This window comes from Paenibacillus sp. NPDC055715 (assembly GCF_053617595.1).
Window position 1 is genome coordinate 286,241 of the sequence record NZ_JBSHGA010000002.1, and the last position, 23,304, is coordinate 309,544.

At 49.0% G+C, this 23,304-nt stretch carries 22 protein-coding genes; 21 read left to right on the top strand and 1 reads right to left on the bottom strand.

What is annotated here, in order from left to right; genetic code table 11:
- The first annotated feature begins 36 nt into the window (after nucleotides 1–36).
- The 3 genes from ACWGOO_RS05685 to ACWGOO_RS05695 all read left to right on the top strand — a co-directional run bounded on the left by ACWGOO_RS05685 (nucleotide 37) and on the right by ACWGOO_RS05695 (nucleotide 5,234).
- Entirely contained in the window at nucleotides 37–1,221 is a 1,185-nt protein-coding gene (locus tag ACWGOO_RS05685; RefSeq protein ID WP_452481820.1) for an exonuclease SbcCD subunit D, read from the top strand.
- Complete coding sequence (locus ACWGOO_RS05690; RefSeq protein WP_452481821.1) at nucleotides 1,218–4,610, top strand: AAA family ATPase; 3,393 nt, start codon at nucleotides 1,218–1,220, stop codon at nucleotides 4,608–4,610. Before ACWGOO_RS05685 ends, ACWGOO_RS05690 begins: the two co-directional genes overlap by 4 nt.
- Before the next feature lie 264 nt (nucleotides 4,611–4,874).
- The gene (locus tag ACWGOO_RS05695; protein WP_452481822.1) at nucleotides 4,875–5,234 is read left to right on the top strand and encodes a hypothetical protein; all 360 of its coding nucleotides are present in this window, start codon (nucleotides 4,875–4,877) and stop codon (nucleotides 5,232–5,234) included.
- Between the two features lie 272 nt (nucleotides 5,235–5,506).
- Here the strand turns inward: ACWGOO_RS05695 and ACWGOO_RS05700 are convergent, their stop codons facing one another.
- Nucleotides 5,507–6,454 (bottom strand): DMT family transporter, encoded by a 948-nt coding sequence (locus tag ACWGOO_RS05700; protein ID WP_452481823.1) that lies wholly within the window; start codon nucleotides 6,452–6,454, stop codon nucleotides 5,507–5,509.
- 216 nt (nucleotides 6,455–6,670) lie between these two features.
- Here ACWGOO_RS05700 and ACWGOO_RS05705 point away from each other — a divergent pair, with 216 nt between their 5' ends.
- The 18 genes from ACWGOO_RS05705 to ACWGOO_RS05790 all read left to right on the top strand — a co-directional run bounded on the left by ACWGOO_RS05705 (nucleotide 6,671) and on the right by ACWGOO_RS05790 (nucleotide 23,226).
- Nucleotides 6,671–8,026, top strand: a complete 1,356-nt coding sequence (locus ACWGOO_RS05705) for an aminotransferase-like domain-containing protein (protein ID WP_452481824.1) — start codon at nucleotides 6,671–6,673, stop codon at nucleotides 8,024–8,026.
- A 160-nt stretch (nucleotides 8,027–8,186) separates the two neighbouring features.
- Entirely contained in the window at nucleotides 8,187–8,546 is a 360-nt protein-coding gene (locus ACWGOO_RS05710) for a histidine triad nucleotide-binding protein (protein WP_452481825.1), read from the top strand.
- A 170-nt stretch (nucleotides 8,547–8,716) separates the two neighbouring features.
- Nucleotides 8,717–8,890 carry a 30S ribosomal protein S21 gene (gene rpsU, locus ACWGOO_RS05715; protein WP_005547957.1) on the top strand — a complete coding sequence of 58 codons (174 nt, stop codon included), beginning with the start codon at nucleotides 8,717–8,719 and terminating at the stop codon, nucleotides 8,888–8,890.
- A gap of 16 nt (nucleotides 8,891–8,906) precedes the next feature.
- Nucleotides 8,907–9,350 carry a GatB/YqeY domain-containing protein gene (locus ACWGOO_RS05720; protein WP_452481826.1) on the top strand — a complete coding sequence of 148 codons (444 nt, stop codon included), beginning with the start codon at nucleotides 8,907–8,909 and terminating at the stop codon, nucleotides 9,348–9,350.
- A gap of 242 nt (nucleotides 9,351–9,592) precedes the next feature.
- Nucleotides 9,593–10,960 (top strand): NfeD family protein, encoded by a 1,368-nt coding sequence (locus ACWGOO_RS05725; protein WP_452481827.1) that lies wholly within the window; start codon nucleotides 9,593–9,595, stop codon nucleotides 10,958–10,960.
- 45 nt (nucleotides 10,961–11,005) lie between these two features.
- Nucleotides 11,006–12,007: a flotillin-like protein FloA gene (gene floA, locus ACWGOO_RS05730; RefSeq protein ID WP_452482042.1), complete on the top strand. Its 1,002-nt coding sequence runs from the start codon at nucleotides 11,006–11,008 to the stop codon at nucleotides 12,005–12,007.
- Between the two features lie 44 nt (nucleotides 12,008–12,051).
- Nucleotides 12,052–12,642 carry a hypothetical protein gene (locus ACWGOO_RS05735; protein WP_452481828.1) on the top strand — a complete coding sequence of 197 codons (591 nt, stop codon included), beginning with the start codon at nucleotides 12,052–12,054 and terminating at the stop codon, nucleotides 12,640–12,642.
- 452 nt (nucleotides 12,643–13,094) lie between these two features.
- The gene (locus ACWGOO_RS05740; RefSeq protein ID WP_452481829.1) at nucleotides 13,095–14,504 is read left to right on the top strand and encodes an amino acid permease; all 1,410 of its coding nucleotides are present in this window, start codon (nucleotides 13,095–13,097) and stop codon (nucleotides 14,502–14,504) included.
- 373 nt (nucleotides 14,505–14,877) lie between these two features.
- A complete protein-coding gene (yqfC, locus tag ACWGOO_RS05745; RefSeq protein ID WP_452481830.1) occupies nucleotides 14,878–15,171 on the top strand; it encodes a sporulation protein YqfC in 294 nt (97 codons plus the stop codon).
- Complete coding sequence (gene yqfD / locus ACWGOO_RS05750) at nucleotides 15,168–16,361, top strand: sporulation protein YqfD (RefSeq protein WP_452481831.1); 1,194 nt, start codon at nucleotides 15,168–15,170, stop codon at nucleotides 16,359–16,361. Before yqfC ends, yqfD begins: the two co-directional genes overlap by 4 nt.
- 6 nt (nucleotides 16,362–16,367) lie before the next feature.
- Nucleotides 16,368–17,339, top strand: coding sequence for a PhoH family protein (locus ACWGOO_RS05755; protein ID WP_452481832.1), 972 nt, complete (start codon nucleotides 16,368–16,370; stop codon nucleotides 17,337–17,339).
- A gap of 89 nt (nucleotides 17,340–17,428) precedes the next feature.
- On the top strand, nucleotides 17,429–19,675 hold the full coding sequence (locus ACWGOO_RS05760; protein WP_452481833.1) for an HD family phosphohydrolase: 2,247 nt from the start codon (nucleotides 17,429–17,431) through the stop codon (nucleotides 19,673–19,675).
- Nucleotides 19,676–19,733: 58 nt separating this feature from the next.
- Nucleotides 19,734–20,231, top strand: a complete 498-nt coding sequence (gene ybeY, locus ACWGOO_RS05765) for an rRNA maturation RNase YbeY (RefSeq protein WP_452481834.1) — start codon at nucleotides 19,734–19,736, stop codon at nucleotides 20,229–20,231.
- Nucleotides 20,231–20,605 (top strand): diacylglycerol kinase family protein, encoded by a 375-nt coding sequence (locus ACWGOO_RS05770; protein ID WP_452481835.1) that lies wholly within the window; start codon nucleotides 20,231–20,233, stop codon nucleotides 20,603–20,605. Before ybeY ends, ACWGOO_RS05770 begins: the two co-directional genes overlap by 1 nt.
- Nucleotides 20,606–20,696: 91 nt before the next feature.
- Nucleotides 20,697–21,599 (top strand): GTPase Era, encoded by a 903-nt coding sequence (gene era, locus ACWGOO_RS05775; RefSeq protein ID WP_452481836.1) that lies wholly within the window; start codon nucleotides 20,697–20,699, stop codon nucleotides 21,597–21,599.
- Nucleotides 21,600–22,008: 409 nt separating this feature from the next.
- Complete coding sequence (locus ACWGOO_RS05780) at nucleotides 22,009–22,146, top strand: YqzL family protein (protein ID WP_452481837.1); 138 nt, start codon at nucleotides 22,009–22,011, stop codon at nucleotides 22,144–22,146.
- Nucleotides 22,147–22,188: 42 nt separating this feature from the next.
- Nucleotides 22,189–22,941 carry a DNA repair protein RecO gene (gene recO / locus ACWGOO_RS05785; protein ID WP_452481838.1) on the top strand — a complete coding sequence of 251 codons (753 nt, stop codon included), beginning with the start codon at nucleotides 22,189–22,191 and terminating at the stop codon, nucleotides 22,939–22,941.
- 138 nt (nucleotides 22,942–23,079) lie between these two features.
- A complete protein-coding gene (locus ACWGOO_RS05790; RefSeq protein WP_452481839.1) occupies nucleotides 23,080–23,226 on the top strand; it encodes a hypothetical protein in 147 nt (48 codons plus the stop codon).
- Nucleotides 23,227–23,304: the final 78 nt, after the last annotated feature.

Sequence of the window (23,304 nt, forward strand, 5' to 3'; positions counted from 1 at the left end):
AAGTTGACGAAATGACATGAAGAGAGGAGGAACAGCATGCGGATTTTGCATACGGGAGATTGGCATTTGGGGAGAACGCTGGAAGGGCGCAGCCGTTTGAAGGAGCAGGAGGCGTTCCTGGAAGAATTAGCAAAAATGGCTGAAGATCAGCAGGCGGACCTGATTATGATGGCTGGAGACGTGTACGACTCGGTCAATCCTCCAGCCGCCGCCGAGCAGTTATTTTATGAAACGTCTGCCCGTTTAACGGCTGGAGGAAGACCGTTGGTTGTTATTGCGGGTAATCATGATCAGCCGGAACGGGTATCCTCGGTTACGCCGCTGGTGAGTCAGCGCGGAATTACGTTACTGGGGCTGCCCAGCGGTGAACCTGTACGGATTCATACACCGCGTACAGGAGAAATGGCATGTATCGCAGCTTTGCCTTATCCTTCGGAGTCCCGTCTGAACGAATTGTTGTCCGAGGACGGAGACGAAACGGTGCTGCGAGAGGCTTACAGTCGTCGTGTGGGGATGCTGATGGCACAGCTCGGTACGGCGTTTCGGCCTGATACCGTTAATCTGTCCATGAGCCACATTTATGTACTTGGCGGGCTGGAGTCCGATTCGGAGCGTCCGATTCAGGTCGGAGGAGCCTATACAGTAGACCCGTCTGCGCTAAGCATCGGGGCGCAATATACGGCTTTGGGGCATTTGCACCGTCCCCAATATGTGAAGGGTGACGGGCTGATGCGCTATAGCGGATCTCCGCTGGCTTATAGCTTTTCCGAAGCAGGGCAGGCCAAATCGGTCACGCTCATTGACGTGGTTGCAGGCAAGCCCGCACAGGTCGAGGAGCTGTATATTACGAGCGGACGGCCTTTAGTGAAATGGCGCGCACGGGGAGGTCTGGAGGAGGTGTATCGCTGGCTGGACGAAGGACTGGATACGGACGCCTTTATTGACCTGGAAATTACGCTGGATGAAGCGATGTCTCTGGGAGATATTCAGCGGCTGCGTAAAAGCCGTGAAGGCATCATTCATATCCGCCCGATGTATCCTGAAATGGCGGCGGCACAGCTCGAACATCAGCGCTCAGAGCTGCCGGTTCACGAACTGTTTCGGGCTTTTTATCAACGGCAATCGGGCGGCGCACAGCCGGATGACGAACTGGTCCAGCTATTTTTGGAGTTAGTGGAACAGGATGATGCAAGGGACCAAGCCGAGGAGGATGATGTATGAAACCGATTCTTCTGAAATTGGCGGGGTTGCAAAGCTACCGGGAGTCGCAGGAAATCCATTTTGACGAGTTGACTGAAACCGGACTATTCGGGATCTTTGGCCCGACAGGCAGTGGTAAATCGACATTGCTGGATGCGATTACGTTGGCTATGTACGGCAAGGTGGAGAGGGCGGTGAATGGAACACAGGGCATTATGAATCATGCCGAGGATACGCTGTCCGTTGCGTTTACATTCGAATTGATGTCAGCCCAAGGGCCTCGTCGCTATCGTGTGGAGCGCCGATTCAAACGGGCTGGAGGCGTATCGGTGAATAATACGCTTAGTCGTTTTATTGCGTTCACAGAGGACCGCGAGGAAGTGCTTGCTGACAAGGTGCAGGATGTGACCCGTTGTGTGGAGGAGTATATCGGCCTGAAAATGGACGACTTCACACGTGCTGTCGTATTGCCACAGGGGAAGTTTGCCGAATTTTTATCATTAAAGGGCAGTGAACGCAGACAGATGCTACAGCGTTTATTTCATTTGGAAAAATATGGAGATCAACTTGCGCAAAAGCTGAGCCGCCGTGTGAAGGACAATGACGCTGCATTGAAAGCGCTGGAAGCGGAGCAGCAAGGTCTGGGCGATGCAGGCGCCGAAGCGCTTGAACAGGCAGAGCAGCGTCTCAAAGAAGCAGTTGCCCATGCAGAGGCTTCGCGCCGTGAGCTGGAACGGGTGTCGCGCGAGACGGAGGCGCTGAACAAAATTCGTGAGCTGGTCATGGAGCGCAGCCGCCGGGCGAATGAGCTGGAACAACTGGCGGCATTGGAGCCAAACATTGCTTCGCTGGAGCGCAAGCTCCATCTGGCCTCCGCAGCCGAGGCTTTGCTGCCTGCGCTGACCGATTGGAAGGAAGCCGCTGCCGAAGCGGATAAGCGCCGGAAGGCAGCAGAAGAAGCAACGGTGCAGGCAACATCGGCGCAGGAGGATGCGGTTGTGTCTGTGCAAGCCGATGAACAGGCCCGGCAAGCTCTGAGTGCGGAGGAACCGAAGCTGTTGCTTCGAATCGACCAGTTGGAGCAGGCGCTGCAACTGGAACGTGACACGGAAGCGTTGCGGACAGAACGGGACTATCTGGCAGCAGAGCTTGCGCAGAGTGAGCAAACCCTTGCTACATATGCCGAAGGACTCGCCAAGGAACAGGAGCTACAGGCACGTGGATCGAAGCGGCAGCAGGAGCTTCAACAGGATTTGAAGCAAAATGAAGTGCGTGCAGATGAACGACGAATGCTTCAAGAGGCTGTGCAACGACTGCAACAGCTGGAGACGGCGGATGAGCAGCTACGCGAAGCAGAGCAGGAGTGTGTCACGCAGGAGCAACGGCTTGCCCAGGCTGACGAACGTCTGAAGCTGACGGAGCAGGAGACACTTGAGGCAGAGGGACGGCGTTCCGCCCTTGCCGCGCAGGCGGCTGAGGGCATCGAGGCGCTGCTCACGCTGGAGGCAGAGATTACCGCCGATGTGTCCGCGCTGGCTGCCGAGGAAGAGCGGCTTCGCCATGAGCTGCGCGCCGAAGAGCTGGGCCGCCTTGCGCAGCACCTCGCCGCCGAGCTGCGCGAGGGCGAGCCGTGCGCGGTGTGCGGCTCGCTGCACCACCCTGCGCCCGCCGCCGCCACGACCCACGCCGCGGATGCCGCCGCGCCGGACGAGCTGCACCGCCTGCGACTAGGCTTGCAGGAGCTGCGCCTTACGTTGCGCCAGCAGCTGCACGAGCAGCGCAGCCTGCTGGCGCAGCAGCCCGCCGCAGACGCCAGCGGCGCGGCCGCCACGGGCGAGCTGGCCGCGCCTAGCGCCGCGCCGCCGCGCGGTGTCGCCGCTTGGGCGGAGCACTGCGCGGCGCTGGAGCGGACGGCCGCCGAGCTGGCCGCCTATGCGCGTGCGCTGCCTGCGGAGGCGCACGCGTTGCGCGAGGCGGACACCGCCGGACAGCAGCGGCGTATTCGCGCAGCCGCCGAGCAAGAGGCGGCTGTCGCAGCGCTAACGCAGGCGCGGAGCAAGCGCGAGGCATGCACCACGCGCAGCGGGGCATTGCGCGTCGAATGGGCGGCGCAGCTGCCGGACGTCGCACCGGGCGAAGCCGCGGAGCGCTACCGCGCCATGCAGGAGCGCGACGCGCGCGCGGAAGAGCTGCGGTCCCGGCTAGAGACGAGCGTGACTTTCCTCGAAGAGAAGGCGGCACGTGTTCAGCAGATCCAGCAGAGCATCATCGAGGAAGACAAAATCATTATTGCCCGTCGTACCGGCCTCCAAAACAAAGATGAAACGTTGCGTGAAAAAATAGTGCAGCTCCGCAAGTGGGTTGGAGAAGACCATGCGGCTTCCTTGCTGGAGGGAGCGAACTCACGCCTTCGGGGACTGAGAAACGGAGCCGAAGCCGCCGCACGCCGCCGCGCTGAAGCGGAGGAACGCAAGCAGCAAGCCGTTCATGCTTCGCTGATTGCCCGACAGGCATCCGATTCGGCAGAAGAAAGACGGCAGGTATCGGAGTCCCGCTGGAGTAGTCGTCTGGAAGCCTCCCCTTTTGCTACGGAAGCAGAGGTCGTGGAATGCTGTCTCGGGCCCGATGAATTCGCACGTTATGAACGTGAAGTGAGCCTGCATCGGGAACGTGAAAAAGAGCTGTCCTCCCGTTTAAAACATGTGGAAGAACAGCTGGATGGAGCAACAGTGACAGAGGAACAGTGGGAATCGGCCGCCGCGCAGCTGCGTGATTGCCGTGCACGCGACGAAGAGGCACTCCAGAATCGTGCCAAGGCTGAACGTGATTTGGAGGATTTGCAGCATCGGCATGTCCGCTGGATGGAGCTGGAGTCCAATCGCGCTCATTTGCGCAGCGAGGCAGAAAAGATGTCCAAGCTCCAGTCCGTTTTCCGGGGCAACGCCTTCGTCGAATACATTGCCGAGGAACAGTTAATGCAAGTCAGTCAGTCGGCTTCACGCCGTTTACGTTTTCTGACCAAGCAGCGTTATGCGCTAGAGGTAGACTCCAGCGGTGGCTTTGTCATTAGTGACGATGCCAACGGCGGAGTCAAGCGTCCGGTATTGACCTTGTCCGGCGGCGAGACGTTCCTGACCTCCTTGTCGCTTGCGCTCGCGCTGTCGGCCCAGATTCAATTGCGCGGCCAATACCCGCTGCAATTTTTCTTTCTGGATGAAGGCTTTGGAACGTTGGACCCTGAACTGCTGGACACAGTCATCACCTCGCTGGAAAAACTGCATCACGATCAACTGTCAGTCGGCGTGATCAGCCATGTGCCCGAGCTGCGGGCTCGTCTGCCACGCAAGCTGGTCGTTCTTCCCGCAGAGCAGGCCGGAGGCGGCTCCCGCGTGGTTATGGAAACATTTTGAGGCAATGTGATACAAATCACATATACAGTTTCAAAGTATTGTTATAATACAGATAAGCCGACAAGTTAAACATACAGCACCCCGGCGGACGTATGCTGCGGAAGGAAACTTCTCGTCATACGTCCGTTCAGAGGGGCTCTACCAAGAGCCTCCGGGGTGCTTCTTTTTTTGTTTACAAGCCGAAATTCGCCCAATTTGATGTAGCACATAGCCCATTTTTGAATAACATACGGTATACATGCAAGAGCCTAGGAGGAAACAACCATGGAAAAAAGCATGACGAACGAAAAAGGGATAGCGCCGGAAAAAACGGATGCCAAAACGTTATGTCAACAGCATATGCACCGCTACGTATGCGTATGGGTGAAGGATGGAACGATGTATGACGGAATTGTGGAGCATGTGGATGATGAAAAAATATATTTGGCAGTTCCCATGGGCGAAGCGGAGAACGTAAATCTCCCCTATCCACCTAACAATTGCGGCTGTGGTTCCCGTGCCTATGGCGGTTTTGCATCCTACCCGTCATATGGATATGGTTTCCCGTATAGACGTCGGCGCTTTAACCGTCTGATTCTGCCGCTTGCTGCACTGACCGCGATCAGCCTGCTGCCTTATTATTAAACCCTTATCTCTTTAAACGCTATAATATGCCTCCCCTCAGTCCTCATATAACCGCTTCTAGCCCCCTTTCTAGATGTACAGCTACAGCACAATCGGCTTACTGAAGCATTCATACATCATGATATACTTAAGGCTGCTTCTTCCGGTGAGAAGAAGCAGCCTCTTATTTACCTGTGTGATGCCAAATCTAATCTCAACATGCGACCTACCTCATAATATGCTCTTGCTATCTCGACAATCATTCTTTTCCAACTCACTTCTCTATGAAGCGACTACGTCTTAAGCGTGTCTGCACGAAGCGGTACAGTCTTTTTGCGGACCCAATAATTGGTTCCGATCACCCCGGCTATAATCAGTAGGGAGCCAGTCAGATGATACACTGTGATCTTTTCTCCAATAAACAAAGCCCCGGCTGCGATAGACACGATGGTCGACAGATTGGTAAATACGCTCATTTTTGACGCTTCTATTTTCGACAAAGCATAATTTGCAGTCAGTGAAGTGATAAGCGAGGCCACCACGCCAAGATATATAATGGACAGTACGAAGGTGCCGTTGCTGGACAAGGCTACAAACAGGCCCAGTGTCCCATCTTGAATATGGTTAGTGAGCGATATGGCCAGAAATGTAACAAATCCGATACCCATCATAAAATAACTGATTTCCGCCGGACTAAAATATTTTGAAAGAGAGCGTGCCAAAACGCTGTATCCGGCAAAAGCAACACAAGTCAGGAAGAGCATGGAGAGCCCGCCCAAATTGGACAAGTTAAAGCTGCTTCCCTTCATGATAAAGATGAACACAACGCCGAAAACAGATAAAAAGATCGACAGCTTCTGTAAAAGGGTCGTTGTTTCTTTTAAAAATAGGGAAGCAATGATCATCGTTACAACGGGTGTGAAGGCATACATAATACCTCCCTCGGCGGAAGTTGCGTGCTGTAATCCAAATGCTTGTAGGGTGAAAAATCCCAACGGGTACATTAGAGCCAGCAGCAGTACTTTAAATATCGGTTTGCCCCGATAAGACAGCTTGATCCACTCCAAGGCCACCGGAATCGACAGGACTATAAAAGAAGCTGCAAACCGATAGGTCAGCGTATCGATGGGATGAGCATACACTAACGCCATTTTAGTAAATAAAAACGAAAATCCAATAATTGCAGCATTCAGCACCGCAAAGAAATAAGCCAGTTTTAATCCTCTTGTTTGGGTGTCCATAAGATGTCAACCTCTCTTTCATGCTTCGGGACCGTGTTTGCGAACGTCCTCTCCGATGAACTAAAGGTACAACAATGGAAGAGCCTGCGGAATATCAAATTATCGTAACTGTACCGGTACAATTTACAAAATGGGGCATCCTGCTACACTTAAAGCATGTTAACATCAACCGTATAAAGAAGTAGAGAAGTGAAATAAGCAGGCAGGAGGATCATTGTGAAAAAATATATTTCGATTCTATCCGATATAGAGCTTAAAATTCGTGAGGGGCGATACAGTTCCGGTCAGAAGCTGCCTTCTATCCGAGATGCTTCAGAGTTGTACGAGTGCAGCAAAAGCACGATTTTGCGGGCATATGCCGAACTTGAAAAGAAGCACGCCATCTATTCCATTCCGCAAAGCGGATATTATGTGGTAGAGAACTCCGGCGGTTTACGTCATAGCCATAGCCAAGGTCATATTCAGGCCTCGATTGATTTTGCTTCGGCCTCCCCGGATCTAAACGTATTTCCGTATCTGGACTTTCAGCACTGTCTGAATCAGGCCATTGATACGTACAAATATCATCTGTTCACCTACGGAGATTCGCAAGGGCTGGAGACATTGCGTCATACGCTCGTTTCTCACTTGGCGGATAATCAGGTGTTTGCAAAAATGGAGCGGATTATCGTCACTTCTGGTGTTCAGCAGGCACTGGAAATTCTCGCTAAAATGCCGTTTCCGAACGGCAAAAAGACGGTTTTGGTGGAGCAGCCGAGCTACGATATTTATTTGCGTTTTTTGGAGGGAGAGAGCATACCCGTCAGCACCATCGCCCGAACAGCGGCAGGTATGGATTTGCAGGAATTGGAGCATCAATTTAAGAACGGGAGCATCAAGTTTTTTTACACCATGTCAAGATATCATAATCCCCTGGGGACCTCATACAACACAGAGGAACGCAAGGCTATAGCTGCATTAGCTGCCAAATACGATGTGTACATCGTGGAGGATGATTACATGGCTGATTTGGGGATTGATCACCTGTTTGATCCCATATATGCGTACGATCAGACAGAACATGTTATTTATTTGAAAAGTTTCTCGAAAATCATTTTCCCAGGCTTGCGCTTAGGCGTGGCGGTTTTGCCGGAAATCCTGTTAAAGACGCCCAGCGCATATAAAAGATACGTCGACACCTCTATTTTATCACAGGCCGCACTCGATATTTATATTAAAAATGGAATGTATGAACGCCACAAGCACACGATATGCAGCCTGTATGCGGAACGCATTCACATTTTAAACCAGGCAGTGGAGCGATACAATCAGGACGGGGTGATTGAAGTGTCGGCTGTAAGCTCGGGGGTGTATATGCAGTTGAAGCTGCCCCGGACGGTGAACATGGAGCGTTTGGTGCAGCGTCTTGCCGCAAGGAAGGTGCAGGTGGTATCCGGTAAAGGATTTTACTTATCCGATTATAAGGAACACGAAAAGTTTTTACGCATCAGTATTTCGCGTGCTCAGCCGGATCAAATGGATGAAGGGGTAAAAGCCATTATAGAAGAAGTGGGAAGAGGGAACTGGTATTAAGCCCCTTTTTCCGTTATGATAATATAGAAACATAGGTATAACAAACCATAACTGTATTTGTTCAATTCGGTTGTGGGAAATACATAACTTTGAATGCCGAGAGCATAGGTTCTGCACTTTCGAACTTGTTGATCGGCTCACTGCCAAAGGAGGGTTTTGAATGGACGATCTGTTTTTGAAAATTGTGGATGGAACCATCCCTAGTAAAAAAGTGCTGGAAACGGACAATGTGCTCGCATTTCATGACATCCAGCCTGCGGCGCCAGTACACGTGCTCATTATTCCGAAGAAATACATTCCTTCAATGAATGCTGTGACGGAGGAGGATCTGCCCTTGATTGCGGAGATTCATCGTGTTGCGGTTGAGGTGGCAAAAAAACTGGGTATCGCTGAATCCGGTTACCGGTTGATTAACAACTGCGGTCGGGATAGCGGACAAGAGGTTGGACATCTGCATTATCATCTGTTAGGCGGTGCCCCATTGGGTGCCTTGACGGGTATTTGGGACTCACATTCTTAAAAATGACAGCGCCTGTCTTTCAGTAATGCGGCGTGAATGGATAAAAATGGTACCTTTATTTATTCATTTTTTCTTATTAGGTTGACACCCGGTTTCCGTTTCACCTATAATAAAATTTGATGAACCGTGTTATTGCTCTTGGACGGTCTGGTCGGAGGGAGGGAAAACTGGTGTCTGAAACTAAAGTTCGCAAAAACGAGACAATTGATGCTGCACTTCGTCGCTTTAAACGTTCCATTGCTAAGGATGGCGTATTGGCTGAGGTGAAGAAACGCAAGCATTATGAAAAGCCAAGCGTAAAGCGCAAGAAAAAGTCCGAGGCTGCTCGTAAGAGAAAGTTCTAGGAGGATCTAAGCAATCATGAATTTGAGCGAACGATTGAACGAAGATATGAAGCAAGCAATGAAGAGTAAGGACAAGTTCAAACTCTCCACCATTCGAATGGTTCGTTCTACGATTAAAAATCTTGAAATAGATTTGAAACGGGATTTGGACGACAACGAAGTGCTTGATATTCTGAGTCGTGAGATCAAACAGCGAAAAGATGCCCTCCATGAGTTTGAAAAAGCCAGTCGTGATGACCTTGCGACAAGCACTAAAGCAGAAATAGAGATCATCGCTCAGTACCTTCCCGAACAACTTTCTGAAGAAGAAATTAAAGTTATTGTACAGCAGACCATCCAGGAAACCGGTGCTTCTTCGAAAGCCGAGATGGGGAAAGTAATGACGGCCTTGATGCCTAAGGTAAAAGGCCGCGCTGACGGCAAGCTCGTGAACCAAGCGGTTCAGCAATTTCTGCAATAAACCTGCGACAAACAGGAAAGCGCAACACCCTCTGTTTACAGAGGGTGTTATTTCTGTATCTGCCGCGTTTGTCATATCTATAATCATTTGAAACGTGATGTCCATCGGGTGCGTAAAGTACATGATAGTCATCAGGATTAGCAATATACTCAAGAATTTCACAATAAATCCTGAAAACTGTATGGTTTGCCTGACAAAATTTGATATGCTATAACATAGTAAGATCGAAAGGGGGGAGAGTAATGCATAGAGAACACCACCACTCCAGCCGCAAAATGATCTTTTGGACCCTGTGGATCATGATATCTGTTTTGTTGTTGCCATTATTCCATTCGGGATCAGCGGCGGCCGCTGTGAAAGGCGGCGCTGTGTTTGTTATACCGGTGGATCAGGAAATTGAACAGGGACTGAGCAGCTTTATGGAACGCGGCTTTGCAGAAGCAGCGGAGTCCAAAGCAGGCCTCATTGTGCTGGATATTAATACGCCAGGCGGACGAGTAGACACAGCGGAAAAGCTGGGCAAGCTGGTTAAAGACAGCACGATTCCGACCGTAGCCTATGTGAGAGGCGAAGCGGCTTCTGCGGGGAGCTATATTGCGTTAAGCGCAAACAAAATTGTTATGAAACCGGGTAGCATTATTGGAGCAGCAGCGCTGGTGGACGGTAGCGGGCAAGCTATCACCGACCCGAAAACGGTGGCTTGGTGGAAGAGCAGCATGGCATCTGCCGCAGAATCCAGCGGACGTAACCCGGATATTGCGAGAGGTATGGTAGACTCCCAAATTTCTGTAGCTATACCGGAGCTGAACTTTAATAAAGAAAAAGGTCAGATCATTTCTTTAACCAGCGAGGAAGCGCTTAAGCTGGGTTATGCGGATCACATCGCCTCTTCGGAACAAGAAGTTATCCAGTGGAGGGGCTATAGCACGGATGATGTATTTCACGTGGAACGGACATGGGCTGAAAAAGCAGCGGAGATATTGACCAACCCGATTGTGCAGACCTTGCTTTTGTTTATCGGTATCGCGGGGGTTGTCATTGAACTACTCGTACCGGGCTTTGGAGTGCCGGGAATTTTAGGTGCGCTCGGATTTGGTTTGTACTTTTTCGGCAATTATATTGCTGGCTTTGCAGGTTCCGAGACATGGCTGTTGTTTATCATCGGTCTGGCTTTGCTTATACTTGAAATGTTCATTCCAAGCTTTGGTATTCTGGGTATTTTAGGTTCCATCAGTCTTGTCGCTGGAGTTGTTCGCGCGGCCTACAACATGCAGCATGCTTTTATATCATTGGGTATAGCCTTTGCTGCTGCCGTTGCTGTGGTGGCGATCATTGCGATTGCTTTCAAGGATCGGGGAATATGGAACCGTTTTATACTTAAAGAAAGTTTGACGGCTGACCAAGGTTTTTCTTCGGCTGTGAACCGGGAAGTGCTATTGGGACAGCGAGGTGTGAGTCTGACACCGCTTCGTCCAGCAGGAACTGTGCTTATCGCAGACGAACGTGTGGACGTCGTGACGAACGGCGAGTTTATCGCTACGGATATGCCCATTATAGTATCCAAAGTAGAAGGCGGACGCATTGTGGTCAAAATAGACATCAGCGTCTGAAACACGCAAACAAACGAAAAATTAGATTAATGGGGGATGATACGAGTGTTCGAATCGGGTATTGTCGGCGTTTTGCTGATTGCCGTTGTAGCGATTATTGTGTTAAGCGTATTTTTCAGTTTTTTTCCGGTGATGCTGTGGATTTCAGCATTGGCTTCGGGGGTGCGGATTGGCATCATAACGTTGGTGGCTATGCGGTTACGGCGTGTAACGCCAAGCCGGATTGTGAATCCGCTGATTAAGGCAACCAAGGCTGGTCTGGGCTTGAACATCAACCAGCTGGAAAGTCATTTTCTGGCGGGTGGTAATGTAGACCGAGTGATCAATGCGCTGATTGCTGCGCAGCGGGCCAACATTCCGCTCGAATTTGAACGCGCAGCTGCGATTGACCTTGCGGGTCGGGATGTTCTGCAAGCGGTCCAAATGAGCGTTAATCCGCGTGTCATCGAGACACCTACTGTCGCTGCGGTAGCCAAGGATGGTATCGAAGTAAAGGTTAAGGCTCGTGTTACAGTGCGTGCCAACATTGATCGACTCGTCGGGGGTGCCGGAGAAGAAACGATTATTGCGCGGGTCGGCGAAGGTATCGTTACGACTGTCGGCTCCAGTAATTCGCATAAGGACGTACTGGAGAACCCGGATTCCATTTCGAGAACGGTGCTGTCCAAAGGTCTGGATGCCGGAACGGCGTTTGAAATCTTGTCCATTGATATTGCGGACGTTGATGTAGGTAAAAATATTGGTGCCTTCCTGCAAACCGAGCAGGCGGAAGCCGATAAACGGATTGCGCAGGCGAAAGCGGAAGAACGGCGTGCAATGGCCGTGGCCCAGGAGCAGGAAATGAAGGCACGTGTCGTAGAGATGAGAGCGCGCGTAGTGGAATCCGAATCCGAAGTGCCGCTGGCAATGGCTGAGGCACTGCGTGGTGGAAAACTTGGCGTTATGGACTATATGAATTTGAAAAATATTGAGGCAGATACGCAAATGCGCGGTTCCTTGGGTAAGCCGAATGAAAACTCGGGAAATGACAACAAAAACCGGGATTAACATCGGGATATAGTCGTTGAATTAAGGCAGCAAGGCGGTGAGTTATGAACTTTATCAGCTGGATTTTTGAGCATTTGTATATCCTGATTGTGATCGGCTTTGCGTTGGTGTCTTTTTTGGGCAAAAGCATGAAAAGCACAGAGAGAAAAGCGCCGCCGGGAAAGGGTATGCCTACGTTTGGTGGCGACCACGGTTCTCGCGGCCCTGCGTCACCATCCGGACCTTCCTCCATGGAACACAGACAGGAACGGCGCCAGCCGCAAAGGCAGGATACTGCTGGAGAATTGCAGCGTCAGTTTCCTGATGAACGGCGTGTAATTATGGAAGCTCGCCGCATGGAAGAACAAATGAATGATTGGACGGAAACAGAGCAGCAGACAAATCAGGATTCCTTGGATAACGGTTCGACTCTGGAGGACCGAATCCGGGCCATGGAAGAAGAGCGTAGATCGGTTTTAGCCCGTCTTGATCGCATATCCAATGCAAGGGAGTCGGGAGAGATTACAGATGCCCCTGAGGGAGCTTCGCAGGAGCGTAGTACAGTAACTGCGGCTGACCTGCGCAGAGGTGTGATTTGGGCAGAAATATTGGGCCCTCCGCGTTCCAAGCGTTATATGGGTGGAGGAAGACGTTAAAAAGACATGAGTTGGTATCGTTTTATTTGAGCAGTTTGTATGAATGGTTTAGTCCGCCCCGGTTTTAGTTGGTGCGGACTATTTTTTTTGCTAATACATAGGCTAGTTCAGAATAGAAATCAGTTTAGCGGCAGATCCTCTTATAACCTGACATAAGATGTGATAAATCCTGAAGTAGCAAGGTTTTTTACGTCTTTTGTAAGCTGAAATTCCGTCATTCTGTCTATTTTAAGAATGAATTTTTGAAAATATATAGAGGTAAAATGATCAAATGTAAAAATATAAATGAAGCTCTCCGAAAGGGTTTTCATTTTTTTGTTTTTATATATAATATTCTCAAAGATAGATGCTTGTTAAAGTTTACTCCAAATTTAGAGAGAATAAACGAAATTCAGAGATGAGGTGACCCAGGTATAAAAATATATATTACATTTTTTAGGGGGACGGGATGAATGAATAATAGCTTGTTTAGAAAAAAGAGTATTGATCAGCTGCTTGCTGCAACACGGGGTGAAAAAGCACTTAAAAAAGAGCTGGGTGCCTTTGATTTAACCATGCTTGGCATTGGAGCTATTATCGGAACGGGAATTTTTGTATTGACAGGAACGGGAGCGGTCACGGCTGGTCCGGGTCTGACTATTTCTTTTGTGATTGCGGGGCTTGCCTGTTTATTTGCAGCACTGGCTTATGCAGAATTTGCATCCACCGTTCCAGTGTCCGGTTCTGTCTACACTTTTACATATGCCACGATGGGGGAGCTACTGGCCTTTATGATTGGATGGGATTTAATTTTGGAATACATGATGACTGCCAGTGCGGTTTCCGCAGGCTGGTCGGGGTACTTTGTGTCATTCCTGAATGGAATTGGTGTTCATATCCCGTTCGAATTAACTGCTGCACCAGGCGCTTTAAAGGACCAGCCCACCTATTTTAATCTTCCGGCTTTTCTGATTTTGATGGGTATTACGTTATTGCTTTATTTTGGAATCCGAAAATCCAAACGAATTAATAATATTATGGTTATTGTAAAAATTATTGTGATTTTATTATTTATCATCGTTGCTTTTAAATATGTGAAGCCAGATCATTGGACACCGTTTTTGCCATTTGGGTTCAGTGGAGTGCTTGGAGCCGCAGCACTGGTGTTCTTTGCTTTTATCGGCTTTGATGCCGTTTCATCTGCCGCAGAAGAAACCAAAAATCCGGCTCGGGATTTACCGCGTGGCATTATTTTTTCACTCATTATATGTACGCTTTTGTATGTCATTGTTAGCGGGATTATGACAGGTATTGTGCCGTTTATGGATTTTGAAGGCATTTCTCACCCGGTGTCACTTGTCTTGAAGGTTGCGGGTCAGAACTGGGTTGCGGGGATTGTGGATATAGGGGCCATTTTAGGGATGACAACGGTTATGCTGGTTATGCTCTATGGTCTAACCCGCATCATGTTTGCCATGTCACGTGATGGCTTGGTACCCAAAGTATTATCAAAGGTTCATCCTAAATATAAAACGCCTTATATTAACACGTTGTTTTTTGGTACTTTATCTGCATTAACGGGCGGGCTGATCCCGCTGGATGAGTTGGCAAGTTTGGTGAACATCGGAACTCTGTCAGCATTTATTCTGATTTCGGTCGCCGTCATAGTTATGAGAAAAACACAACCCAATCTGCCAAGGGCCTTCCGATGTCCTGGGGTTCCGTATATTCCGATCCTGGCCATCATTTCGTGTGGTGTACTCATTCTTAGTTTGAATGGTCAGACATTTATTCGCTTTATTATTTGGCTGGTCATTGGTTTGGCTGTTTACTTTTTATACTCCAGAAAAAACTCTCTTTTGAATCATGATTCCGAAAAATAACAGAATGACTTTATAAAATCAGGAAAAGGCAATCTCGTTTCGATCGGAGTTGTCTTTTTTTGTGCATTTTGCAAGTATCAAGGCTCTTGCTATGCAAAATAAGGGCTGCTATGAATTGTGAGTTTCGTTTCATAAATATGAAGGCTGGATCATAAAGTGTACAGTACAGATATCTGTGGTGCTGCTGTAACGACGCCCATATCTAAGCGGCATCGGCAATTTATAAAAAAGCAGCGTAGCTGCCATAAAAACAATTATTAGTCGTTGGATGGCATCGACACAAGAGGGAAAACCAGCAGCGTAGCTACCATGAAAACAACCATTAACCGTTGGATACCAATTGTTTTCATGACAGGAAAGGAGATTCCGTCGTATGAGCCGGATGAGCCGCAAACTGCGAAAGTGGGCCAGTGAGACGCTGGAACTTCCGCAGGACATTCTATTTGACCTGCCGAGGTTAACTCTTATTGGCAGCCGCCAGCTTTATGTGGAGAATCACCGGGGCGTCGTGGACTTCACGCCGGATCGGCTTGTACTTGCGCTTGCGCAAGGCAGGTTGCGGGTGACGGGGCATGGGCTTGTCATTACGTCTATTGTGCCTGAGCAGGTAAGTGTGGAAGGATACATTACGGATATCCAATTGGAAGGAACGGAGGAAGGCTCATGAAACATCCCGCTTTAACAAAGCTGCGTGGCACGGTTACCCTTAGCGTCAAGGGCGAGAGCGTGGAAGCTTTCATTAATCTGCTCACTAAGCATCAAATACCTGTTTGGAACGTGCGGCCGATGAGCATAAGACATGCAGAAATGGACCTTCTGCTGTCGCACGTCTTCCTGCTGCGTCCGCTTCTGAGAAGAACAGGCTGCAAAATACATATTTTGAAGCGACAGGGAATTCCCTTTACCGTTGCGCGGCTTGCCAAACGCAAATTTTTTTTGGTTGGACTGGCTGTATTCTGGGTAGGCCTGTTCCTGATGTCCTCGCTCATCTGGGACGTTGAAGTAAAGGGGAATGACAAGCTCTCAACGGAAGCTGTAATCAAAGCTGCCCGTCAGGAGGGGCTGTATCCGTTTCAATGGAGCTTCCGTGTTTCCAGTCAGGACAAGCTTTCACGTGCGCTCATGCAGAAGCTCCCTGAGGCATCCTGGATCGGTGTGGAGAAGCAGGGCACCTCAGTGACGATTCAGGTCGTTGAAGCCTCACAGCCTACCCCTCCGCCGCTCTACAGTCCACGTCACCTCATCAGCAACGCAGATGCGGTAGTCACTGAAATTTTTGCCGAGCAGGGTCGTCCTGTCGTGCATAAAAATACACATGTCAAAAAAGGAGCCATTCTTATCTCGGGAACGCTCGGGGATGAGGAGAATCAGCAGCAGGTTGTAGCCAAGGGGGAGATTAAGGGCCTCGTGTGGCATGAGTACGAAATCAGCAGTCCGACGGTGCGACGCAGCAGCACATATACTGGAAACAGTCACGACCGCCTGTATCTGGTGCTGGGCAACCATGCGGTGCAGTTATGGGGGTATGGAAAAATCCCTTATTCCGCGCATAAAACCACAGTTGATCATGACCCGCTGACGTGGCGCTCCTTCCGTCTTCCAGTCGGTTGGATGACTGAAAGCGTGAGAGAGACAAAGATACATGAGGATAAGCTTACGGAAGCAGAAGCTCAAAATAGGGGAATAGAAGGGGCGCGAGCTGATATTTTAGCCAAATACGGCAAAGGAACGAAAATAATGAGCCAAAAAATTTTGCATGAGAAGAGAGAGAATGGTAAAGTTTATATGAAAGTGCTTTTTGAAGTGGAACAGAATATTGCGGAAGAACTTCCGCTAGTTCATAACCAAGGAGAATGAGGCTATTTGGCAGAACAACAACGCAGCATACAAATTGCATTGAACAATGCGGGAGAAGGACAGGCGCTGTTCGGCCCGCAGGATTCCTTTTTAAAATTGATTGAAGCGGCTGTTCCCGCAAAAATGGATTCCCGTGAGGCGGAAATCCATATTTTTGGCAACGCTCATGAGGTGGAAGTGCTCGAACAATTATTCGAAGTACTACTCCAGTTAATTCGTAATGGATATATCCTGACCGAAAGAGACGTCCATTATGCGATTGAGTTGGCAAAGGATTTACGCGCCGATCAATTGCTTGATCTGTTCAAGGGAGAAATCACGACTACCTTCCGGGGCAAGCCGATCCGTGTCAAAACGATTGGACAAAAGCACTATGTAACCACGATAAAAAAACGCGATATCGTATTTGGAATTGGCCCGGCGGGTACGGGTAAAACGTATTTGGCCGTGGTGCTGGCCGTAGCTGCCCTGAAGGAAGGTTCGGTCAAGCGTATTGTATTAACCCGTCCTGCGGTGGAAGCAGGCGAGAATCTGGGCTTTTTGCCAGGGGATTTGCAGGAAAAGGTTGATCCGTATCTGCGCCCGTTGTATGATGCGTTGTACGATGTTATGGGACCGGAGCAGACAGCAAAGGCACTGGAGCGCGGGTTGATTGAAATCGCGCCGCTGGCCTATATGCGGGGACGGACGCTGGATGATTCGTTCATTATTTTGGATGAAGCGCAAAACACCACGCCGGAGCAAATGAAAATGTTTTTGACCCGACTGGGTTTTGGCTCCAAAATGGTCATCACCGGCGATGTTACGCAAATAGATTTGCCTCGTGGCAAAAAATCCGGTCTGATTGAAGCGAATGCGATTTTACAGGGAATTGAGGAAATAGGCTTCGTACATTTTGCACAAGAGGACGTTGTCCGTCATTCCCTGGTTCAGAAAATCATCGTGGCTTACGACCAGGTTGCCGAAAATCAGGGATAAGCCTTCATATCACGGAAGTGGAGCTATCAGAAGTATGAAAATAGCAGCGTAGCTGTCTTGAAAAAGATGATGGAGAGGGATTGTTTCAGATGACCTCGAAGGAATTGTCTAATGGAGAAACGTTCCAGCATAGAATGAGTGGATGGAAGTATAGCGTGGCGACACGCTATCTTCTGTTTTTATTTTTAGTGCTTCTTTTTTACGTAGGTCTTGCGTCCAAGCTGCTTCCCGAGCGCTATGACATTCGGGTAAATCAGCCGAGTGAAAAGGAAATTGTTGCTCCGATGCAGCTTCCCAACAGCAAAGCGACGTTAAAGGCCCAGGAAGAGTCTGCCGAACGGGTACAGCCCATGTATACGATTGTACCGATTCGCAACGATAACTTGATTACGGGTATTCTGGACCGAATTGAACGGCTCAATCAGGACGATCAGGTTTCCAGATCCGATAAAATTTCCATTTACAAAGACGAGATTCCTCAACGTGCGCGGGAATTTGTGCAAAATTTTGTGAGCAATAGCCGTAACGCGGATGCCTACCCGGAAAAGCTGTTGGACGAAGTGCTGCAAAAAACAAAAGAGCAAACATATCGGATTCCGGAGGAAACCTTCATCAAAATTCCGCGTCTCACGTCCGAGGATATTGCCGAGATGCGACCAGTAGCCCGTGAAATCGTAACCGGATTGATGAACGATCAGATTACAGATGCACAAACTGCCCGGGCCAAGGTGGCCGAGCGGGTCAGTACGAGTACGCTTACCAAGCGCACCTCTCGTGAAGTCGTTCAGGAGCTTGCAAGGCTTGTGATTACGGCCAACAAGTTTTATGATGATACAGCTACGAAAGACGCCAGGGTACAGGCTCGTGAAGATACACCGACAGTCTACATCAAACAGGGTGAAGTACTCGTCAGGAAAGGCGAGATTATTACCCAGGAAATCTACACTTTACTGGATGAGAACGAGCTGCTAAAGGACAAGATCAACTATTGGCCGCAATTTGGCCTGTTGATGTTGTCTGCGATGCTGGCCTTGGGCCTGTTTATGTATATTCGCCAGTTCCAATCACGAACACGCCGTTTTAAGTACAATAATGCACAGCTGCTTATGCTGGTGTTGATTTTTGTGATCACGGTGGGCGCGATGATGTTAACCGCCATATTGCAGCACAGTGAACGGTCTTATCTTGGCTATCTGGCGCCTATCGCGCTTGGAGCCATGCTCGTAACGCTGTTACTCGATATGTCGCTGGCCTTCGTTTGTGCCGTTATATTCAGTATATTGGCAAGTGTCATTTTGAATGTCCGACAAGGACAAATTTTTGATTTTAACTTCGGATTTTTTGCCCTTGTGGTTTGTCTTGCGGCGATTTTCTCGACGCATCGAGCCAGTCAGCGTTCAACGCTGTTCAAGGGAGCGATTATGGTATGCTTGTTCGGCGCCGTGTCGGTCTTTACTCTGGCGCTGATCGACCAAGGCAACTGGACTCAAACAACGACGCTCTATGCGGTAGCTTTTGCTTTTGCAGGCGGTTTGATTACAGCGATACTTGTTATTGGGCTAATGCCATTTTTTGAGTCTGCCTTTGGCATTTTGTCAGCGCTGAAGCTGGTTGAGCTGTCTAACCCGAATCATCCGCTACTGCGAAAGCTGCTTACAGAGACACCGGGTACGTACCACCACAGCGTAATGGTAGGTAATCTGTCAGAGGCAGCAGCGGAGGCTATAGGTGCTAACGGCTTGTTGTGCCGAGTCGGTTCGTATTATCATGACATCGGTAAAACAAAGCGGCCTTCGTACTTCATTGAAAATCAGAATGGTATGGACAATCCGCATGATACGATAGAGCCGAAGCTGAGTAAGTCCATCATTATTGCTCATGCCCGTGACGGTGTGGAAATGCAATTGGATTACAAGCTGCCCAAGCCGATTCGTGATATTGCCGAGCAGCATCACGGAACGACATTTCTGCACTATTTTTATCATAAGGCCCTGCGTCAGGCGGAAGAACAGGGCGTAGAGCCGAACTTTACCGAGGATGATTTTCGCTATCCTGGGCCAAAAGCCCAGTCCAAGGAGGCTGCTGTAGTCGGGATTGCTGATAGTGTGGAAGCAGCCGTCCGTTCCCTTCGGAAACCAACGGTGGATCAGGTAGAGTCGATGATTGAAAAAATTATTAAAAATCGTCTGGATGATCACCAGTTTAACGATTGTGAGCTGACGATGCGGGAGCTTGATATTGTGGCTCAAACTCTTAAAGAAACCGTAATGGGGACTTTCCATTCCCGTATTGAGTACCCAGAAGAAAGAGCAAAGCCCGAGAATGGGAAAGCTTAACGTAGTAGGCTTGTGCATGAAGTGCGGTGAAGCATTAGAATTAAAAGGAGCGGTTGGCATGAGCCTTCAATTAGCTTGGAATAATGAACAAAACGATATGGTAATCCATGAATCCTTGATTGGTTTGCTGAACACTCTATTGGAGGAAGCAGGCAAGGTGGAAGGGGTGACGGACGGTGAGGTGGCTCTCACCTTCGTTAATGATGAGCAAATTCATGAATTAAACAGGGATTATCGCGGAATCGATCGTCCAACTGATGTACTGTCATTTGCCATGAAGGAAACACTGGATGAAGAGCTTGAAATCATCTATGAGCCGGATGACGAAGGACCGCTGGACGATGTGCCGGATGTGCTGGGAGATATAATTATTTCCGTGCAGACAGCTCAGGCTCAAAGTGAGGAGTACGGTCATTCCATTGAGCGTGAAATCGGCTTTTTGTTTGTTCACGGCTTCCTGCATTTGCTGGGTTATGATCATCAGGATGATGCCAGTGAAGCTGAAATGATGGGCAAGCAAGAAGCGGTGCTGACTCAAGTAGGGTTGACACGATAATGAGACGTCAGGCTTGGAGAATGACCTTTCGTTATGCCGCAGAAGGTATGCTTTATGCTCTGCGCACGCAAATAAATATGCGGATACATGTGGTTATGGCGTTTCTCGTCATCGCAGCAGGCTTAAGCCTGCGCATCTCCCGGCTCGATTGGTTATTCATCTTCATGGCGATTGCCATGGTGATTGTAGCCGAGCTGATCAATACCGCTGTTGAAGCGGCGATAGATTTAATCTCGCCTGATATCCATCCGCTGGCCAAAGCGGCTAAAGACACCGCCGCCGGAGCCGTGCTCCTGGCAGCGGTTTTTGCTGTAATTATTGGTATATTTGTGTTTTACAGGCCGTTGTTGACCTTGATTAGTCAGCTTTTTTAATGGAAAAAACACATTTTTGTAATCATATACTAAAGTAAAACCTAATCCAAAAATCAAAAAATAGGCACTTAATAGTGTTGGAGGAAACGAAATGGCTAAGAAACACTTTAAATCAGGCTTTGTTGCGATTGTTGGCAGACCCAATGTAGGGAAATCAACTCTGATGAACCATGTCATCGGCCAGAAAATCGCCATTATGTCGGACAAGCCCCAAACCACACGTAACAAAATACACGGAGTATTCACTACAGAGGACACGCAAATTGTATTTCTGGATACACCGGGCATTCATAAGCGCCAGTCTAAACTGGGCGACTACATGAATCAGACGGCCTTTAATACGTTGGGCGAAGTTGAAGCTGTACTTTTTCTTATTGATGCCGCTGAAGGATTAGGCGGAGGCGACCGTTTTATTGCCGAACAGCTGAAACAGGTGAAAACGCCAGTTATCCTTGTTTTAAATAAAATTGACCGCATTGAGCCGGAAGCACTGCTGCCCCTGATTGAGCAGTACCGCAAGCTGTGCGACTTTGCAGAAATCGTGCCGATCTCGGCTAAAATGGGCAACAATGTGAACCGTCTGCTGGAGCAGGTACAGAAATACTTGCCTGAGGGTCCACAATATTACCCGGATGACCAAATTACCGATCATCCGGAGCAGTTTGTCATTGCCGAGCTGGTTCGGGAAAAGATCTTGCATATGACACGCGAAGAAATTCCTCACTCCATTGCGGTTATGATCGAGGATATGAAAGTTCAAGATAATGGTGTGGTTCACATTTCTGCTGTCATCTTTGTAGAGCGGGATTCTCAGAAGGGAATTATTATCGGTAAGCAGGGAGCTATGCTCAAGGAAGTGGGCAAACAGGCACGTATAGATATCCAAAACCTGCTAGGCTCTAAAATTTTTCTGGAACTGTGGGTAAAGGTCAAAAAAGACTGGCGTAATCAGGATCGTGTACTGCGTGACCTCGGCTTTCACCGCGACGCTTAAAAAGCATGTTATATTCACACTTTAGTTCCCTAAGGGACCTTAAAATTGAGCGTTAAATTAGTTAGAACTATATGCTTAGTCATTAAGCAACATAAAAGCCGTTCCGACTACCCATTCACTACCACAGGCAGGAAGTAAAGTTTCTTTGTCTTGGGTAATTCTAAGTGTCCCGTCTTTTCGGCGCTTAACTCTTGCTCTTCCCATATCCTCATTTTCGCACCATGAAATAAAGAGTGCTTTTAAAAAGGCTGTATAACTGTATGCACGCTGTAGCGAAGCGTCTCAGCACCGCATACAGCAACACACTTTTTTTAACGCAATCCATTTATTTCATCGCATACTTCCCCCCTCTTCGCATCATCCTAAGTTTGAGATGCAAACGTCATTTCCGAAGAAAGGATGAATACGATTGCGAGACTTTTCGTGGAAGTATTTTGCGATGACTGGGGATGTCGGTGCGTATCTGTTATACAGGGAGAGCGCCGTGACAAGGGAGCAAGACCCGGATGAGGGAGGGTCGGACGAGCATGAAGAAGTCTGTGAATAGCGCGAGTCACTGGCTTCTTCGCGAATGTTTGGGGGAAGAGGCATGCTTTACAGGTTGGAAGGAATCGTCATCCGCAGCATGGATTACGGTGAGGGGAACAAAATTATTACGCTTTGCACCGAAAGCGGCGGTAAGACAGGCGTGCTGGTCAGAGGAGCCAAGAAGCCCAAAAGCCGTCATGCCGCTTTAACGCAGCCGTTTACGTATGGTGAATTTGTTTTTTTTCGAAATACCGGCTTAGGCACGTTGAATGCCGGTGAAATTATCCAATCCCACCATACACTGCGCGAGGATATTACCAAGGCCGCTTACGCCTCATATGCCTGTGAATTGCTCGACCGGGTACTACATGATGAAGAAACGGGCACTTTCTGGTTTAAGCAGCTTAAAGCATGTCTGGAAGCGCTGGAGAGCGGCAAAGATCCACTGATCGTCATGAGCATTTATGAATTTAAAATATTGCAGGCGGCCGGATATGCTCCCCAGCTTGATGCCTGTATTTCCAGCGGACAACAGTGTGCTGATGAAGATATGTTTATCAGTCCGAGGCTGGGCGGAATTTTGTGTCGAGGCTATAAGCATTTTGATCCGTCTGCATTAAGTGTCACACCGCGTACGTTGAAGCTGTTACGTTTGTTCGCGAGAATGGATTTAAACCGGCTCGGCAACATTGATGTGAAGGACTCAACCAAGCTGGAAATCAAACATGTCATGCGCCAGTTCATGGACATGCATCTGGAAGTCAAGCTGAAATCCCGTAATTTTCTGGACCAGCTCGACAAGTATGATATGTGAAACCTCTTGCTCCCTTGACTGTGCTGCTGAAAACGTGTAACATTCTATTATATATCTCCTTTGGGAGCAGAGGCATTGAACGAGAAAGTAGCGAAGTTTATTCTCTAGAGTAAGCGAGTCGGGGATGGTGTAAGCCCGGTGGGAAGTCTTCGTGAACAAGGCACTCGGGAGCATCTGATTGGACACGGAAAAGAGGATTACAGTCTGGCTGGTGATGAAGGACTGCAATCAAGTAGGGTGGAACCGCGGGAGTCAGCTCTCGTCCCTACGTCTGTACAGGCGTAGAGGCGGGGGTTTTTTGCTGTCTCTGGCGAGACTTGTTGGAAGTTGGCGGCCCTGTACATAGAGGATTTACGAAGAATG

Bases quoted from the DNA above. Each gene is read 5' to 3' on its own strand.
- ACWGOO_RS05710 (WP_452481825.1), top strand. From the start codon at position 8,187: ATGGACGATCTGTTTTTGAAAATTGTGGATGGAACCATCCCTAGTAAA.
- ACWGOO_RS05760 (WP_452481833.1), top strand. From the start codon at position 17,429: ATGACCTCGAAGGAATTGTCTAATGGAGAAACGTTCCAGCATAGAATG.
- ybeY (WP_452481834.1), top strand. From the start codon at position 19,734: ATGAGCCTTCAATTAGCTTGGAATAATGAACAAAACGATATGGTAATC.
- yqfD (WP_452481831.1), top strand. From the start codon at position 15,168: ATGAAACATCCCGCTTTAACAAAGCTGCGTGGCACGGTTACCCTTAGC.
- recO (WP_452481838.1), top strand. From the start codon at position 22,189: ATGCTTTACAGGTTGGAAGGAATCGTCATCCGCAGCATGGATTACGGT.
- ACWGOO_RS05740 (WP_452481829.1), top strand. From the start codon at position 13,095: ATGAATAATAGCTTGTTTAGAAAAAAGAGTATTGATCAGCTGCTTGCT.
- era (WP_452481836.1), top strand. From the start codon at position 20,697: ATGGCTAAGAAACACTTTAAATCAGGCTTTGTTGCGATTGTTGGCAGA.
- ACWGOO_RS05770 (WP_452481835.1), top strand. From the start codon at position 20,231: ATGAGACGTCAGGCTTGGAGAATGACCTTTCGTTATGCCGCAGAAGGT.
- ACWGOO_RS05725 (WP_452481827.1), top strand. From the start codon at position 9,593: ATGCATAGAGAACACCACCACTCCAGCCGCAAAATGATCTTTTGGACC.
- ACWGOO_RS05685 (WP_452481820.1), top strand. From the start codon at position 37: ATGCGGATTTTGCATACGGGAGATTGGCATTTGGGGAGAACGCTGGAA.
- ACWGOO_RS05695 (WP_452481822.1), top strand. From the start codon at position 4,875: ATGGAAAAAAGCATGACGAACGAAAAAGGGATAGCGCCGGAAAAAACG.
- ACWGOO_RS05690 (WP_452481821.1), top strand. From the start codon at position 1,218: ATGAAACCGATTCTTCTGAAATTGGCGGGGTTGCAAAGCTACCGGGAG.
- ACWGOO_RS05735 (WP_452481828.1), top strand. From the start codon at position 12,052: ATGAACTTTATCAGCTGGATTTTTGAGCATTTGTATATCCTGATTGTG.
- ACWGOO_RS05700 (WP_452481823.1), bottom strand. From the start codon at position 6,454: ATGGACACCCAAACAAGAGGATTAAAACTGGCTTATTTCTTTGCGGTG.
- ACWGOO_RS05720 (WP_452481826.1), top strand. From the start codon at position 8,907: ATGAATTTGAGCGAACGATTGAACGAAGATATGAAGCAAGCAATGAAG.
- yqfC (WP_452481830.1), top strand. From the start codon at position 14,878: ATGAGCCGGATGAGCCGCAAACTGCGAAAGTGGGCCAGTGAGACGCTG.